Here is a 16429-nt window from a genome sequence, read left to right as displayed (position 1 = left end):
TGGCAACTCATCCCACCCGCACCAGGCGCCCAGCGGTCATGACCAGCGCCACCTCCCGCAGATGTGCCAGGTCCGCGAGCGGGTCGCCGTTCACCACGAGGATGTCGGCCGGACGATCGACCGCCAGGACCCCGAAGTCCGCGCCCGGCATGGCGATCCGGGCGGCGTCCCGGGTGGCCGCCTGCAACGCGCGCATCGGCGAGAGGCCGTACGTCGTGAACTCGATGATCTCGTCGACCATGTCGCCGTAGCCGTCCGTGCCGGTGCCGAACACGACCCCCGCGTCGAGAGCGTGCTGGAAGGAGTCGCGGTGGACCTCGAGGATGCCCTCGGCGATGCGCGACCACTCGGGCGGGAGCCCCCACTCCGGTCCGCGGCGAGCGATGTTGACCATCGTGGAGAGGGTGGGGACCAGGCGGACGTCGCGGTCCGCCATGTCGGCGGCCTGCTCGGCGGTCAGGTAGATCCCGTGCTCGATGCAGGTGACCCCGGCACGAAGCGCGTTCTCGATGCCTTCCACCCCGTCGGCATGGGCCGTCACGTACTTCCGGGCGGCGCGCGCCACCGCGACGACGGCCGCCATCTCCTCGACGTCCAGCTCGGGATGGGTCGGGTCCTCGCCGACCCGGACGGTCCCCACCCCGCCGCTCGCCATCACCTTGATGAAGTCCGCGCCCTTCGCCAGCTGGGCACGAGCCGCCTTCGAGCACTCGGCCGGACCGTCGGCCTCGACACCCGCGCCCGTCCCGTGGCCGCCGGTCATCGTGATCGCCTCCCCGGCGCAGATCATCCGGGGTGCGACCAGGAAGCCCTCGTCCACCGCACGGCGTACGGCGAGGTCGATGGCGTGACGCGAGCCCGGCACCCGCACCGTGGTGATGCCCTGGTCCAGGCAGCGCCGGGCGTGGTGCGCGACCACCACGGCCCAGGTCGCGTCCGGCTCGTCGACGTCACCGGTCCCCTCGGCGTACCGGCTCCGACCCAGGAGGTGCTCGTGGCAGTCGACCAGCCCGGGAAGGACGGTCTTGCCGGTGCAGTCGATGACCACCGCGTCGCCCGGCGCCTCGACCCCGGGCCCGACGGCGCGCACCAGCCCGTCCTGCACGAGCACCGAGCCGGAGGGGACCGGGTCGTCGTCGAGACCCGTGATCACCTGAGCGTTCGCCAGCAGGGTCGTGGTCGTCATCGGGCCGAGCCCGTCGCCGCCACCGTGGGCTCTGCGACCGGTGCGCCGTACCCGCCGCCACCCGCGGTGTAGATCGTCACCTCGTCGCCGGCCTGCAGCTGGCGCCCCTCGCACTTGAGGACGTCCTCGACCCCGTCCGCCGTGCGCAGCCGGGCGAACGCCGTCGCGCCGTCCTGCCCGCCGTCCAGGCCCCACGGCGGCGTGTGCACGCGGTCCATCCACAGATAGAGGAGCGCCGGCTCCTCGAGCCGGTAGCGGCGGACGATGCCGCGGCCGCCGCGGAAGCGACCCGCGCCGGCCGAGCCCTCGCGGTAGCCGTACTCCTCGATCACCACCGGGTAGCGCGACTCCAGGAGCTCGACGGAGAAGTTGCGGAACTGACCGTTCGTCAGGTCGATCGTCGCGTCGGCACCGTGGTAGCCCTCCCCCGCGCCCCACCCGCCGGCATGCGCCTCACCGAGCATCAGGTGCTTGCCCGAGGAGTCGGTCCACACCATCTCGCTGATCGTGTCGCCGTACTGTCCGGCACAGGCGCGCTCCGGCACCGCGTCGGCGAGCGCCCGCATCACCAGGTCCATCAGCAGCACGGCCGACGCTGCGTAGTTGCCGCACGCGGCCGGCTCCTCGGCGTAGAGGAAGCAACCCCGCGGCACGGTCACCGACACCGGCCGGAAGGTCCCGCCGTCGGGCGGCCGGCTCCCCCCGATGAGGAGCCGCAGCGCCACCCGGACCGACGAGACCGTCTGCGCGACCCCGCAGTTGATCGCACCCCGCACGATCGGGCCGGTCCCGGCCAGGTCCACACTGATCTCATCGCCCGCGACCGTGACGGCGACCGAGATGACGACGGGCACCCCGACGTCGATCCCGTCGTCGTCCATGGCCCCCGAGGCGAGGTACGTGCCGTCCGGGATGGCCCGGATCGCCGCCCGCGTCTCCTGCTCGCTGTACTCGAAGATCGCGGCGCACGCCGCGTCGAAGGTCTCCATGCCCCAGCGCTCGACGATCTCCCCCAGCCGCGACGACCCCGCACGGACGGCGGCGGCCATGGCGAGCACGTCGCCGACGAGCTCGTCCTTGCTGCGGGTGTTGCGGCGCAGCACGTCGAACATGTCCTCGCACGGCTGGTCGTCGGCGAAGATCCGCACGGGACCCAGACGCAGGCCCTCGTGGAAGATGCTCGTGGACGCCATGCCACCACCGGGCTCGTTGCTGCCGAGGTCGACCATGTGGGCCCGCGCGACGGCGTACCCGATGAGCTCGGTGCCGGCGAAGATCGGGGCGAACGACGTGCAGTCCTGCATGTGGGCGCCCTGCAGGTAGGCGTCGTTGAGCAGGTAGACGTCGCCCGGGCGCATCGACTGGGGGCCACCGCGCAGCTTGACCGACTCGACCACGGCCTGCCCGAGGTTGCCGAGGAAGATGGGCAGTCCCGTCGAGAGGGCGATCACCTCGGCGTTGCGGTCCAGGAGGCCGATCGCGCAGTCCTCGCTCTCGTAGATGGTCGGCGTGTACGCCGAGCGCACCAGCGTCACGCGCATGTCCTCGGCGGCCGCCAGCAGCCGGTTGCGGATGATCTCCAGGGTGGCGGGGTCCGGCTTGGTCACGGTCGCTCCTCGATCCTGCTCAGCAGCACGGTGCCCATCGGGCCGGCGGCCGCCGACCACCCGGGGGGGACGTAGATGGTCGAGCCGGGGTCGCTCACCACGGCGGGACCGTCGCTGCGCTCGCCGAGGAGGCCGCGGTTGCAGAGGACCGCCTCGACCGGGTGGCCGTCGTGGATGACCGTGCCGGTCGTCGCGACGCTCTCGGGGAGCTGCTCGGCGGCGGCGTACCCACCGACGTCGGGGCCCACGGCCGTCAGCCGAGCATTGACGAACTCCGTGGCCGGGTGGCCCGCCACCGTCCCGTGGGTCCTCTCGTAGCGCTCGCGGAAGAGCTTGTCCCACGCCCCGACGGGCGACCCCACCGGCAGCTCGACACCGATGCTGAACTGCTGCCCGGCGTAGCGCATGTCCACGGAGGCGATGTAGTCCGCGGCGTCCGGGTCGACGCCGTCGGTGGCGACCAGGTCGCGCGCGGTGGCGACCAGGCGGGCGTGCACCTCCTCGAGGTCGGCGTCGGCGAGATCGCCCGTCGCGACCAGCAGCGGCTCGGAGAGGTCGTGGCGCACCGGGGCGTGCAGCATGCCCCAGGCGGAGAAGACGCCGGCGGCCGGCGGGACGACGACCGACGTGATCCCCAGCTCGTCGGCCAGCGCGGCCGCGTGCAGCGGGCCGGCGCCACCGAAGGCGAGGATCGCGAAGTCGCGCGGGTCGTGGCCGCGGCGCACGGTCAGCGTGCGCAGCGCGTCGGACATCCGCGCGTCCGTGATGTCGACGATGGCCTGCGCCAGCGCCTCGACCGTGAGCCCGAGCTCGGCGGCCAACGGGCCCAGGGCCTCGACGGCCGCGTGCCGGTCCAGGGAGATCGCGTCGTTGGCGAGGGCGGAGTGGCCGAGCCGACCGAGGACGACGTTGGCGTCGGTGACCGTCGGTTGCGTGCCGCCCAGGCCGTAGCAGGCCGGTCCCGGCGAGCCCCCGGCACTCTGGGGTCCGACGTGCAGCGCGCCGTGCTGCGCCCAGGCGATGGATCCCCCACCCGCCGACACGGTGACCAGGTCGACCACCGGCATCAGCACGGGGATCCCGGCGATGTCGAGGTCCGCGCGTACGCCGAGGCGCTGGTCGACGATCACGCTCGCGTCCAGCGAGGTGCCACCCATGTCCAGGGCCAGCAGGTGGGAGCGGCCCAGGTGGCGGGCGATCGCCTGGGCGCCGATCACCCCGCCCGCCGGGCCCGACAGCAGCGTCTGCATCGGTCGGCGCTGGGCGCTCTCGGCGGAGGTCACGCCGCCGCTCGAGCGCATCACGAGGAGCGGCCGGTCGTAGCCACGGGAGGTCAGACCCTCGGTGACCCGGGAGAGGTACTCGCCGACGGTGGTGGCGACGTACGCGTTCACGATGGTGCTGGAGAACCGCTCGAACTCGCCCACCTCGGGGGCGACCTCGTGCGACACCGAGATCTTCAGCCCGGGGTGCTCGGCGGTGAGGAAGTCACGCACCGCGCGCTCGTGGGCCGGGTTGCTGGTGGCGTGGATGAGGCAGACGGCCACCGACCGGATCCCCTCGGCGGCGATCCGCGCCGAGACCACCTGCAGGTCCTCGACCGACAGGGGGCGCTCGACCGTGCCGTCGGCCAGCACCCGCTCGTCGACCGCGCAGATGTCGTCGGGGGTGACCAGGTGCTCGGGGTGCGGGTAGCGCAGCTCCCAGACGTCGACCCGGTGGGCCCGCCCGATGCTGACCACGTCGGTGAAGCCGGCCGTGGTGACCACCAGGACCCGGGCGCCGGTGCGCGCGAGCACCGCGTTGAGCCCGGCCGTCGTGCCGTTGACGACGGCCGAGGCGTCCTCGACCCGCACGCTCTCGTCGAGGGCGTGGAGCATGCCCATCGCGGGGTCCTCCGGGTGGCTGAGCACCTTGTGGGAGGAGAGGTGGCCGGCATCGTCGATGATCGCGACATCGGTGAACGTGCCACCGGCGTCGATGGCGACTCGCATGGGGGCGTCCCTTTCAGTGGTCGGACGTGGAGGTGGGCATGGGTGTGTCGGCTCCACCGGCCGCGCTCCACGGGTGTGGAGGGACCGCGGCCAGGAGCTCCTGGGTGTAGGGGTGCTGGGGGGAGCGGAAGACGTCGTCGACCGGACCGGTCTCGACGATGCGGCCGCTGGTCATCACCGCGACCCGGTCGCAGAGGTGTGCGACGACCGACATGTCGTGGGAGATGAAGAGGATCGACATGTCGAGGGTCGAGCGCAGGTCGGCGAGCAGGTTGAGGATCACGGCCTGCACCGACACGTCCAGGGCGGAGACGGGCTCGTCGGCGACCAGCACCTCCGGCTCCAACGCCAAGGCCCGGGCGATGCTGGCCCGCTGGCGCTGGCCGCCGGAGAGGCGGCGCGGCTTCGCGTCGAGGTGCACCAGGTCCAGCCCGACGAGGGTCATCAGCTCCTCGACCCGCTGGTCGACCTCCGGCCCGGGTCGCAGGGCGTGCACGGCGATGGGCTCGCGCAGCGCCTGGCGCAGGGTCATCGCGGGGTTCAGCGAGGAGTAGGGATCCTGGAAGATCATCTGCACCCGCCGCCGGTCGCGCTGGTCGCGGCGCGCGGTCAACACCTGCCCGTCGACCGAGACGGTCCCGGAGGTCGCGGTCTGGTAGCCCGCGACGCAGCGGGCGATCGAGGTCTTGCCCGAGCCGGACTCGCCGACGATCCCCAGGATCTCCCCGCGATCGAGCGTGAGGTCGACGTCCTGCACCGCCAGTCGGGACGACGGGGACGAGCCGCGCCGGCGCCCGCCCTGGTCGTACTCGACCCGGAGTCCCCGCACCTCCACCACGCTCATGACGCACCCCGGTCCGTCAGCGGGACGAGCTCCGTGGCTCGCACGCAGGCCGACTGGTGCCCAAGGGTCTCGGCGCCAAGCCCGCGGGCGCTCGAGCAGCCATCGGCGGCGTAGGCGCACCGGGGGGCGAACCGGCAGCCGCTGAGGTCGGCCGTCAGCCGCGGTGGGTGGCCGGCGATGCTCGCCAGCGCGTGCGCACGGGCGTCCAGGCGCGGTGCCGCCGCGAGCAGCGCCGCGGTGTAGGGATGGGTCGGGCTCTGCAGCACGTCCGCGGTGGCGCCGCGCTCGACCACCTGGCCGGCGTACATGACGTTGATGCGGTCGCACATCGTGCCCAGGAGCGGGAGGTCGTGGGTGACGTAGAGGATGCCGATGCCGCGGTCGGCGACGATGCGGCGCAGGAGGGCGATGAACCGCGCCTGGACCGTGACGTCGAGCGCCGTCGTCGGCTCGTCGCAGATCAGGAGCTCGGGGTCGCCCGACAGGGCCGCAGCGATGAGCACCCGCTGCCGCAGGCCACCGGAGAGCTGGTGGGGGTACGCCCCGAGGCGGTCCTCGGCGTCCTCGATCCCGACCTCGCGCAGCAGGTGGACCGCGAGGTCGCGCGCCTCCGCCTTGCCGAGGCCGTCGCGTCGTCGGGGCACCTCGGTGACGTGGGCGCCGACCGTCATCACCGGGTTCAGTCCTGTCATCGGGTCCTGGAAGATCATGGCGACCGCACCGGACCGGCGGTCGATGGAGCGACCGTCCAGCCTGATCTCGCCGGCGACCGGCGTGAGGCCACGCGGCAGCACGCCGGCGATCGCGCGGAGCAAGGTGCTCTTGCCGCAACCCGACTCGCCGACGACCCCGACGACCTCCCCCTGCCCGACGCGCACCGAGACGTCCTGCACCGGGTAGGTCGGCCCGTCCGGACCGTCGATCTCGACGGTGAGACCGGTGACCTCGAGCAGCGGCGCCGGCGCGGTCATGACTCGTCCAGCTGTCGCGAGAGACCGTTGCCCAGCAGCGCCAGCGCGGCCCCGATGACCACGATGGCGAACCCGGGGGCCAGGGTCAGGAGCGGGCGGACGGTCGCGAACTGCTGGCCGTCGGCGACCATCGCGCCGAGCTCGGGCGTCGGCGGGGTCACGCCGACCCCGAGGTAGCTCAACGTGGCCGTGCTGACGATCACCACGACCACGTCGGTGACGGCGTAGGTCAGGGGCTGGCGGAAGACGTTCGGGAGCACGTGCCGCAGGAGCACGCGGCGCTCGGAGTAGCCGGCGCCGACGGCGGCCTGCACGTAGTCCTGCCGCATCGCCGACTGCACCTCGGCCCGGACGATGCGCATGTAGGACACCCAGGCGATGGCGGCGACGGCGACGAAGATGCTCGGCACGCCCGCCCCGAGGAAGAACGCGAGGACCAGGATGAACAGGTAGTAGGGGAACGCCTGGACGACGTCACCGACGACGCCCACCACCTCGTCGAGCCAGCCGCGCCGCCACGCGGCCAGCGCACCGAGCACGGACCCCAGGAGGAAGGGCACCACGAGCGCGGCCACACCGATCGCGATGTCGAGCCGCATCGCGGCCAGCACCCGGGCCAGGACGTCGCGCCCGAGCTGGTCGGTGCCCAGCGGCGCCCCGCGCGACGGAGGCGCCAGGATGTCGGCGAGGTCCTGCTGGGTGGGCGAGGGCAGGAAGAAGGGGACGACGAGCACCGCGACCCCGATGACCCCCAGGAGCACGAGCGCAGCGACGAGGGTCGCGTTGAGCCGGGAGCCCCGCCGCCGCTCGTACGGCGCGACCGCCACCACGCCGGCGCTCATCGGATCGCCTCCTTCGCGATCCGCAGTCGCGGGTCGAGGCCGATCCGGGCGACCTCGGTGAGCAGGTTGGTCCCGATGACCAGGAGGGCGATGACCAGCGCGAGCCCCTGGACGACCGGGAAGTCCCGCGACAGGGTCGAGTCCACGAGCAGCGACCCGATGCCCGGGATCGCGAAGACCTTCTCCACGATCAGGGTGTTGCCGATCAGCCAGCCCATGTTGAGGCCGAGGACCACCACCGCCGGGATGCAGGCGTTGCGGAACACGTAGCGCGTGAAGATCCGGCGCGAGGGCACGCCCCGTGCCCGGGCGGCGGCGACGTAGTCGGCGTCGTGGGCCTCGATCATCGCGACGCGGAGGCTCTGGATCGTGAACGGCAGGATCGACACCGCGGTCACCAGCGCCGGCAGGGTCAGGGCGTGGAGGTGCTCGAGCGGGGTGTCGCCGTACCCGCCGGCCGGGAACCAGCCGAGCCGGACGGCGAAGAACTGGATGAGCACCAGCGCGAACCAGAACGCGGGCAGCCCGAGGCCGAGCAGCGGCACGGTGCGGACCGCGTGGTCGACGGCCGACCCGGGTCGGCGCGCCGCGAGGGCCGCGGCGGGGACGGTGAGGAGCACGGTCAGCAGCGCGGCATACGCGATGAGCGCCACCGTCGGGGCCGTGCGATCGGCCATCAGCGTGGTGACCGGCACGTCCTGGGCGACCGAGGTCCCGAGGTCACCGCGGACGAGTCCGGACACGTAGTCGGCGAACTGGGTCGGCAGCGAGTCGTGGAGGCCCAGCTTGTCCTGCAGCGCGGCGACCGAGGCCGGTGAGGCCTGGGGGCCGAGGATCGCTCGCGCCGGGTCGCCCGGGACGATGTGGACGAACAGGAACGTCACCACGACCACCAGCAGGATCGCGACCAGCGCACGGAGCAACCGGTGGATCGATGTCGGACTGCCCATGGTCGGCTACTGCTGCGCGTACCCGACGCTGGCCAGGTCGATCATCCCCATGGGGTTCACCTCGAACTGGGCGAGGTCGCGGTTCCACACGTAGGCGTTCTCGCGGTGGGAGATGGGCAGCTGCGGGACCTGGTCGGCGACGATCTGCTGCACCTGGGCGTAGTCCTTCGCCCGGGCGCTGTCGTCGAGGGTGGTGCGGCCCTGCTGGATCAGCCGGTTGACCTCGGAGTCGTCGAAGCCCGTGTAGTAGGCGTTGCCACCGGCGGCCGGATCGAGCATGTAGGAGAGCTGCTCGTCCGGGTCGGCGATGTCCGATGCCCAGGCGGCGAGACCCATCTGGTAGGCCTCCTGGCCGTAGACCGTGTACAGCTCACCGGAGTCGACGACCTTGATCTTGACGTCGATCCCGAGCTCGGCGAGCTGGGACTGGACCGCCTGGGCCACGGTCGAGGACTCCGGCAGGTTGTCGATCGTGAGCTCGACGTCGAAGCCGTCGGGGTAGGCCGACTTCGCGAGCTCGGCCTTGGCCGCGTCGACGTCGTAGGTCGGGCAGTCGGGCTCGGACGCGAACCGCATGGCCGGCGGGACCAGCGAGCACGCGGCGACGCCTGCCCCGAAGAGCGTGCTCTCCGTGATCGCGTCACGGTCGATGGCCTGGGCGATGGCCTTCCTGACGTGGACGTCGGCGAACGGGCCGTACTCCTGGTTGAAGATCAGCATCGTCGTGTAGGCCGCCGGGAAGGTGCCGGCGGTGACGTCCGCAGCCGACTGCAGGGACGAGACCTGGGAGAAGGGCACGTCGCTGGCGACGTCCGCCTGGCCGCTCTGGACCTGGGAGACCCGCGTGTTGGCGTCGGGCACGGTCGTCCACTGGACCGAGTCGAGCAGCGGCTTGCCCGGCTGCCAGTAGTCGTCGTTCTTCGTCAGCCGCAGCGACTGACCGCGGTCCCACTCGTCGAGGCCGAACGCACCACTCCCGACCGGGTCGGCGAAGAAGTCCTTGTCCGTCTTGCCGTCGAGGTCGGCCGGCAGGACCGACGCGATCCACGAGCCCAGGGCCGGGACGAGCGTCGCGCTCGGCTCGCTGGTGGTGATCACCACCGTCCGGTCGTCCGGGGCGGCCACCTTGGTGATGGCGCCGAGGAGGAAGGAGAAGGCCCCGTCCGCGTTCCGGGCCCGGTCGAGGGAGAACTTCACGTCCTGGGCGGTGACCGGCGAGCCGTCGGAGAAGGTGGCGCCGTCACGCAGCTGGATCGTCAGCTCGGTGCCGTCGGCAGACGTCGTGGGCGCCGCGGTCGCGAGTGACGGCTCCAGGTCCTGACCGTCGGCGGAGAGGCGGTAGAGCGTGTCGTAGAGCTGGTACATCGGTGCGATGTCCTCCGGCGAGACCGCTGCCACCGGGTCGAGGGTCTTGGTGCCCTTGCCCTGCACGATCACGAGGTCTCCCCCGGCGGTCGGGGTGGCGTCGCTGGACGACGGGGCATCCGCGGCGGTGCCGCCGCACCCGGCCACGACAGTGGTCGCCACCACGGCCACCAGGGCTGCCAGAACACGCTTCCGCGTCAGGACCTTGCGCACGACGACTCCTTATTGGACGGTCGACCAATATCAGGTATGGTCATGGTGCTGAACGAGAACCGGGGTGTCAAGCGGTTCGCCGAAAGTCAGTCCCCGGCCGTGTTCCGCGTAGGCAGTAGTGTTGTTGGACGATCAACCAGCACGAAGGGATCAGTCGTGACAGGTGCTCAGAAGCGCAAGTCGCCCGACGTCCGTCGCCGCGAGATCCTCGATGCCGTCATCGCCATCGGGTCCGACAAGGGGCTCGACGCCATCAGCGTCCGGGACGTGGCGGAGCAGGCCGGCGTCGCGCCCGGGCTCATCCACCACTACTTCCCCAGCATGGACGAGCTCCTCGCCGAGTCCTTCGGCTCGTGGGCGGACTCCTCGCTCAAGCAGCTGCAGGAGATCTCGGACGGAGCCACGCCCAAGGTCGCCCTGGCCCTGACCGTCGCCAACCTCTCGCCCGACCAGCGCATCTGGAACGACGCGCTCAGCACGGCCTGGCGCTACTCGCAGCTGCGGGAGCGCGCCAAGGCGCTCAGCGAGGACTACCTCGCCCACGTCGAGGGTCTCGTCCGCGCGGGTGTCGAGCAGGAGCAGTTCACCTGCCCTGACCCGCGTGCCACGGCATGGCGGATCATCCTCGTGCTCGACGGCATGGTCGCGATGATGCACATCCTCGACCTGATCGGACGAGACGAGCTCGCGACCATCGTCGGACCGGTCGTCGAGAACGAGCTCGGGATCCCGACCGGGGCCTTCACCGAGCTCGTCCAAGCCGTCCTCGTGGCCGACGACGTCATGACACACGCCTAGGTGAAGCAGGCGCTCGAGCTGGCGGATCCGCCGAGATCCGGGCGGCTGGCCCCGTAGCGGTGACTCAGCCACCGATCGGCTGCACGAAACGGTGGCCAACACACCGCTGGCCCGCCCCTGCCCTGCGAGTGCGTGCCCGATCCGTCAATCAGCGACCGGCTGCGGCGACCGCGGCACGGGACAGGCCGTACAACGGCTGGAGTCGAGGCGGGGCAGGGTCGAGCTGGACCCTCGTGTTGACGAGGAACCGCCCGTCGCGCACCCAGGTCTCGGCGGCGTAGTCCTTGCCCATGCCGGCCTGCTGGGTCGTGCGGCGGTAGGCCAGCCGGTCGGCGCCGAGCTTCGGCATCGGTCGCGACTGGTAGGTGACCGCGTAGCTGCTGTCACCGTGGGTGCCCCAGCAGCGCCCGAGCTCGTGACGCAGCTCGGTGAGGGCACCCGCTGCGCCAGCAGGCGTGGCATACAGGTAGACCGCAACGGTCGGGTCGGCGAGCCCGTGGAAGTAGGCGGTCTCGCCGCCACGCATGAGGTAGTCGGCGATCCGGGAGCGCTGCACCCGCACGCTGGAGGTGTCGTAGCCGGTGCAGTCGGCCGACGGGAGGTCGGTGGCCTGCCGGCTGGACCGGAACAGGTCGACGCTGCCGCCGCGGAAGTGCGGGTACTGCTTGGCCACGGCGCCGATGGTCGGGAAGTCGGACCTCCCCAGGGTGGTGTGAGGTCTCGCTTCTGCCGATGCGGTGCCCGCACCGGTCAGACCACCCACCAGCAGCGCGCATGCGGCGGTCGCCAGCGCCGCGCTCGGGGCGTGCCGTCGTCTCGGTCGTGCCTGGATAGCTGTCACCGCGTCCCCCCGTGGTCCGTGGGCCCGACCGCCTTCGCCGGCAGGCGATGACGGAGCGGTCAGGTCCTTGCCACCGAGCCTAGATGCTGGCGCTGGCGAGCGGCCCGGATCATCGACACCGATGGGGCGGGCGGTAACGGGTGTGCAGCAGCCGCCGCCGTTCGTCGTCGGTGAGCGCGGCGCGAAGTGCGGCGACCTCGGTGTTCTGGTGGGAGCGCCGGACGGGCAGGTCGGCATCGGTGGTGAACAGGCCGGCCGCCCGCTCTCGACGGACCGTCATGTCGAAGCCATGGGGTTGCCCACCGCCGCCGACGCACCCGCCCGGGCAGGCCATGACCTCGATGAAGGTGTACGGCGTCGACCCGTCGCGGATCTGCTGCAGCAGGGGTGGGAGGTTGTGCAGCCCATGGACGGCGGCGACCTCGATCGACCGTCCGGCGAGGTCCACGGTGGCACTGCGGATCCCGGCCGTCCCGCGCACGGCACGCACCTCGGGGTCGGACAGCTCGGTGCCGGTCACCATGGCGTGGACGGTGCGCAGTGTCGCCTCGAGCACTCCCCCGGTGGCCCCGAAGATCACCCCGGCGCCGGTGCTCTCGGACAGCATCGGGGTCGGTGCGCCCTCGGGCACGTCGGGCAGGCGCAGACCGGCGGCCTTCAGCATCCGGATCAGCTCGCGGGTCGTCAGCACGTGGTCCACGTGGCGGAGCCCACCGTCGGCCATCTCCTCGCGTCCGGCCTCGAGCTTCTTCGCGGTGCACGGCATCACGGACACGCTCACCACGGTCGACGGGTCCAGGCCGGCCTGGTGGGCCCACCACCTCTTGGTGACCGCACCGAGCATCTGTTGCGGCGACCTGCAGGTGGACAGGTGTGGGAGGAGGTCCGGCCAGAAGATCTCGACGTACCGGACCCAGCCGGGGCAGCAGCTGGTGATCATCGGCAGCGCACCGTGGCCGTCGAGCCGGCCCACCAGCTCGGCTGCCTCCTCGACGACGGTCAGGTCGGCCGAGAAGTCGGTGTCGAACACGGCGTCGAAGCCCAGGAGCCGGAGGGCGCCGTAGAGGTTCCCGATCAGGTTGGTGCCCGGCGCGACGCCGAAGGCCTCCCCGACGGCGACCCGGACCGCGGGGGCGACCTGCACGGTGACGAACGTGTCCGGGTCCGCGAGGGCCCGGTGCACCTGCTCGATCGCGGGCTTCTCGACGATCGCCGCTGCCGGGCACACCTGGGTGCACTGCCCGCAGCTGACGCAGCGATCGGGGTCGATCAGGACCCGGGTGTCGTGACCGCGCCCGCTGAACTGGATCGCGCCGACGGGGCAGATGGTCTCGCAGCGGCGGCAGAGCACGCAGTTGTCCGGCCGGAGGACGAGCACGGGGTGGCTCTCGTCCGGTGGCTCGGGCCGGCGGTCCGGGCGCGGGAACCGATCGAGGCGCAGGTCGTGGCCGGCCAGCATCGCGCGCAGCTCGCACTGCTCGGCCCCCAGGGGGCAGGTGACGCAGAAGGCCCGGTGCTGCAGGGCGATGAAAGCCGCGGCCGCATCCCGGCCCCGGTCCAGGCGTGCGCTGTGCACCGTGATCACGGCACCGTCCTCATCCGCCGTGAGCGGGTAGCGGCACGCGTACGCGCTGACGGTCTCGCCGGAGGCACGCCGGACCTCGACCTGGCACAGGCCACAGCTGCCGGACGAGCACGGCGCCCGGTCACTGCCCGGGGGGACCTCGCGCAGCGCGCAGAAGGTCGGACAGTCGACGCCGGCCAGGTCTGCGGCCTGCTTGATCGTTGCGCCCTCAGGAATCGTGACGGTCACCCGGCCGGCCGGCACACGCTCGTCGCGGACCAGCGTGACCTCGATGCTCACCGCTGCCTCGAAGACCTGAGGACCGCGAAGGCGATCGTCCCTCCGCAGATCGCGGTGACCAGCTGGGGCCAGCCCATCACGCCGAGCGCGACACCAGCCGCGGGTCCGGCGAGCAGACCGGTGGTGATGATCAGCAGGGTCGTCGCCCCGAGCAGCCAGCCGGACTTCACGACCGAGGCCGCCGCCACCGCCAGCCACCAGCCGCGCCGGCGGACCAGGTGGAACACCATCACGAAGAGGGCATTGCCGACGACGATCAGCGGCACCAACGGCACCAGCGGAGGGGGCAGCTGGCCGGACACGGCTGCGAAGAGACTGGGCAGCAGGCCGATGCTGATCGCGGCACGTGGGCCCAGGACCACCGCAGCGACCAGGAGGGCCGCGTTGACGATCGACCCGGTGACGAGCTGGGGCAGCCTGAGCAGCGGCGCGAGGAGCGAGACGCCCAGCAGGAGCACGAACAGGTTCGACACGGCGACGGAGTGCCGCAACGAGATGGTCTCAACGGCTGCCACGGGGTACCTCCCCCCACTGCCTCGTCCTGTGTCTCCAGACTGACCGATCCGGCCCGTGCGTCGAAGTGCCGATCGTCACCAGTCGGCACGGATTCGTGCTCGTGTCCTACGCCACTCGCCGTGGAGCCTGCGGACCAGCACCTCGACGGATCGGGCGGGCGGGTCCGGACCGTCCCGGCCGACCCCTCAGAGGGTGACGATCGTGCCTCCGGCCGGGTCGATCCGACCATCGACCAGGTCGACGTACGCCGTCCGCAGCCCCTCCGGCGTCGAGACCGGGTCGACCTGCACCCACTCCGAGGCCCAGCGGGCGAACGGGTGCCAGGAGTCGGCGACCGTCTGGTCGAGCGCCGCGCTCCCCCAGTCCGCGGTCCGCTTGACGACCCGGTCGGGCGCGAAGAAGAACGTCGGCCGGGCGCCCGGGAGCCGCTCGCCCCCGGCCGCCATCTCGGTCCAGTGGGTCGCGCCGACGACGGAGCTGAAGACCAGGCCGTCGCCGTACCGGGTGTGCACGTCGCGGCGGACCTCCCCGCTCCCCGAGAAGTCGACGTAGACGGCGCGCTCCCCCGGCAGCTGCGCGGTCTCGGCGTAGTCGAGCACCGTGTCGTAGACGCCGAGGCCCGTCACGAAGTCGCGGTTGCCACCCGACGTCAGGCCGACGACGTGGACCCCGTCGCGCTGCGGCAGCAGGTAGGCGGCGATGAGCGCGGTCTTCGACGACGCGCTGGACAGCACCACCGCGTCGACGTCGAGCAGCCCCTCGTCGGCGAGGAAGTCGTCGGCGAGGAACGAGGTGATGAACGAGGTGATGAACAGCGGGAAGAACAGCTCCTGCACGGCCTCGAGGTCGTCCGCGTGGATCGGGTCGGTCCGCACGTCCCGGTAGGCCTGGTACGCCGCCGGCAGGTCGGCGCGGTGGGGCGATGCGTCCACGAAGCCCCGGTCGGTGACCCGCGACGGCGTGACCAGGAGGTCGGTGCCGGCCGGCAGGTAGCCGTAGAACCGCGCCCCCTCCGCGAGGTCGGGGTGATGCGACCGCACCACGTGCGCGTGCCCCCACACCGGCACCCGCCCCCAGGCCGGGTCGGACGCGGGGAAGAAGTCCCAGTAGCGCATCGCCTCGCCGAACACGGCGTACGTGATGTTGTTGGAGGTCAGCCCGAACGACTCCACCCGCAGCAGCGCCTGCCCCTCCGCCGGCTCGGGGACGGGCTGGTCCACCAGCCGCGTCTCGCGTACGTCGGCCCGGCTCACCTCGAGGTCCACGGCGGTCACCCTAGTGGCGGTGCAGCGCCTGCGCAGACGACCGGGCGCAACGGACCGGCGGGACCGCTAGGAGACCGTCAGCAGCTGCCGCATGCCCGAGGCGTAGTGCCCGGGGAGGTTGCAGACGACCTCGTACCGCCCGGGGGCGAGGTCGAGGGTGACCCAGCCGACGGCGCGGGGCTCGATGCCCTCGCCCTCGCCCGCAGCGCAGCTCGCGGACGCCTCGCCCAGGCTCCCGGCCTCGTCGACACGCCTGTCGGCACCCACGGCCCGGTCACCGACCTGCTGGCCCCTGGCGAGCGGCAGGACGACCATCTCGTGCGTCCTGGTCCCCATGTTGGCCACCACGAAGCTGACCTGGCCGGCCGGGACGGTGGCGGGAAAGGCGTGGAGCATCATGTGCCCGCCCATCATCGCGGCACCCATCATGGGCCAGCCGCGGTGCTGCCGGCCCATCATGCCGCCCGAGTGCCGGCCACCCATGTCGCCGACCATGACGTGCACGACGGTGCCCGGGAGGTCTGCCGGAGGCTGGCAGGTGAACCGCCCGCTGGCTCTCCAGCCCACGCCCCGCGAGCCCATCATGCCCATCGGGCCGTGCCCGGCCGCGTGACCCATCATCCGGTGTGCGCCGGCACCCGCAGCGGGTCCGGGCTGCGGAGCCATCATCGGGTTCGCGCCCGCGGCGCATCCCGTCAGCAGCCCGCCGACCAGCACGACGACCGCCGGAAGCCATCGACTCGTCCTCATACCGTCGAGCACACCACCAGGAGGCCGTGCACCCCAGGGACGAAAGGCCTCCAGGTGACGGGACCGCGGGGCTACCTGCCGCAGCCGCTGCAGATCGGGCGTCGCCACCCGTCGACCGAACCGGCCGGAGGGGTCTGGACCGCAGACGCGAACGGCCCCGACCGCACAGCGGTCGGGGCCGTTCGTCTGAGGTCAGGCGATGCGGACGTTCTCCGCCTGGGGACCCTTGGGGCCCTGGGCGAGGTCGAACTCGACCTTCTGGTTGTCCTCGAGCGACTTGTAGCCGCTGGACTGGATGGCGGAGAAGTGCACGAACACGTCCTCGCCGCCGCCGTCCTGCGCGATGAAGCCGAAGCCCTTGTCGGCGTTGAACCACTTGACGGTGCCCTGAGCCATGATCTGTTCCCTTTGTTCGGTGCTGAG

15 protein-coding genes are annotated in these 16429 nt (G+C 72.0%); 1 reads left to right on the top strand and 14 read right to left on the bottom strand.

The window, feature by feature from the left end; genetic code table 11:
- Positions 1-7 precede the first annotated feature (7 nt).
- Genes ACILRH_RS05320 through ACILRH_RS05285 form a run of 8 tightly spaced genes read right to left on the bottom strand, consistent with a single transcriptional unit; the run spans position 8 to position 9972 of the window.
- Positions 8-1186: an amidohydrolase family protein gene (locus ACILRH_RS05320; RefSeq protein ID WP_395691367.1), complete on the bottom strand. Its 1179-nt coding sequence runs from the start codon at positions 1184-1186 to the stop codon at positions 8-10.
- Positions 1183-2793 (bottom strand): hydantoinase B/oxoprolinase family protein, encoded by a 1611-nt coding sequence (locus ACILRH_RS05315; protein ID WP_395691365.1) that lies wholly within the window; start codon positions 2791-2793, stop codon positions 1183-1185. Before ACILRH_RS05315 ends, ACILRH_RS05320 begins: the two co-directional genes overlap by 4 nt.
- Entirely contained in the window at positions 2790-4787 is a 1998-nt protein-coding gene (locus ACILRH_RS05310) for a hydantoinase/oxoprolinase family protein (RefSeq protein WP_395691363.1), read from the bottom strand. The genes ACILRH_RS05315 and ACILRH_RS05310 overlap by 4 nt, the downstream gene beginning before the upstream one ends.
- Before the next feature lie 13 nt (positions 4788-4800).
- Positions 4801-5631 carry an ATP-binding cassette domain-containing protein gene (locus ACILRH_RS05305; protein WP_395691362.1) on the bottom strand — a complete coding sequence of 277 codons (831 nt, stop codon included), beginning with the start codon at positions 5629-5631 and terminating at the stop codon, positions 4801-4803.
- Positions 5628-6602 (bottom strand): ABC transporter ATP-binding protein, encoded by a 975-nt coding sequence (locus tag ACILRH_RS05300; protein ID WP_395691360.1) that lies wholly within the window; start codon positions 6600-6602, stop codon positions 5628-5630. The genes ACILRH_RS05305 and ACILRH_RS05300 overlap by 4 nt, the downstream gene beginning before the upstream one ends.
- The gene (locus ACILRH_RS05295) at positions 6599-7444 is read right to left on the bottom strand and encodes an ABC transporter permease (protein WP_395691358.1); all 846 of its coding nucleotides are present in this window, start codon (positions 7442-7444) and stop codon (positions 6599-6601) included. The genes ACILRH_RS05300 and ACILRH_RS05295 overlap by 4 nt, the downstream gene beginning before the upstream one ends.
- Positions 7441-8394 carry an ABC transporter permease gene (locus ACILRH_RS05290; protein ID WP_395691356.1) on the bottom strand — a complete coding sequence of 318 codons (954 nt, stop codon included), beginning with the start codon at positions 8392-8394 and terminating at the stop codon, positions 7441-7443. The genes ACILRH_RS05295 and ACILRH_RS05290 overlap by 4 nt, the downstream gene beginning before the upstream one ends.
- Before the next feature lie 6 nt (positions 8395-8400).
- Positions 8401-9972 carry an ABC transporter substrate-binding protein gene (locus ACILRH_RS05285; protein WP_395691355.1) on the bottom strand — a complete coding sequence of 524 codons (1572 nt, stop codon included), beginning with the start codon at positions 9970-9972 and terminating at the stop codon, positions 8401-8403.
- Positions 9973-10128: 156 nt separating this feature from the next.
- Between ACILRH_RS05285 and ACILRH_RS05280 the strand changes: the two genes are divergently transcribed.
- The gene (locus ACILRH_RS05280; RefSeq protein ID WP_395691354.1) at positions 10129-10770 is read left to right on the top strand and encodes a TetR/AcrR family transcriptional regulator; all 642 of its coding nucleotides are present in this window, start codon (positions 10129-10131) and stop codon (positions 10768-10770) included.
- A 148-nt stretch (positions 10771-10918) separates the two neighbouring features.
- On the opposite strand, the gene ACILRH_RS05275 is transcribed toward ACILRH_RS05280, so the two are convergent.
- The 6 genes from ACILRH_RS05275 to ACILRH_RS05250 all read right to left on the bottom strand — a co-directional run bounded on the left by ACILRH_RS05275 (position 10919) and on the right by ACILRH_RS05250 (position 16402).
- A complete protein-coding gene (locus tag ACILRH_RS05275) occupies positions 10919-11443 on the bottom strand; it encodes a hypothetical protein (protein ID WP_395691353.1) in 525 nt (174 codons plus the stop codon).
- A gap of 277 nt (positions 11444-11720) precedes the next feature.
- On the bottom strand, positions 11721-13475 hold the full coding sequence (locus tag ACILRH_RS05270) for a [FeFe] hydrogenase, group A (RefSeq protein ID WP_395691352.1): 1755 nt from the start codon (positions 13473-13475) through the stop codon (positions 11721-11723).
- Positions 13472-13990 (bottom strand): hypothetical protein, encoded by a 519-nt coding sequence (locus ACILRH_RS05265; protein WP_395691350.1) that lies wholly within the window; start codon positions 13988-13990, stop codon positions 13472-13474. Before ACILRH_RS05265 ends, ACILRH_RS05270 begins: the two co-directional genes overlap by 4 nt.
- Positions 13991-14176: 186 nt before the next feature.
- A complete protein-coding gene (locus ACILRH_RS05260; protein WP_395691348.1) occupies positions 14177-15256 on the bottom strand; it encodes a DUF2855 family protein in 1080 nt (359 codons plus the stop codon).
- A gap of 66 nt (positions 15257-15322) precedes the next feature.
- Positions 15323-16006 carry a hypothetical protein gene (locus tag ACILRH_RS05255; RefSeq protein ID WP_395691347.1) on the bottom strand — a complete coding sequence of 228 codons (684 nt, stop codon included), beginning with the start codon at positions 16004-16006 and terminating at the stop codon, positions 15323-15325.
- A 192-nt stretch (positions 16007-16198) separates the two neighbouring features.
- Positions 16199-16402 (bottom strand): cold-shock protein, encoded by a 204-nt coding sequence (locus ACILRH_RS05250; RefSeq protein ID WP_395691345.1) that lies wholly within the window; start codon positions 16400-16402, stop codon positions 16199-16201.
- Positions 16403-16429: the final 27 nt, after the last annotated feature.

Source organism: Nocardioides sp., assembly GCF_044226765.1.
GTDB lineage: Bacteria > Actinomycetota > Actinomycetes > Propionibacteriales > Nocardioidaceae > Nocardioides.
Note: the sequence above shows the minus strand (reverse complement) of the source record. Positions and strands in the feature narration are given on the sequence as shown.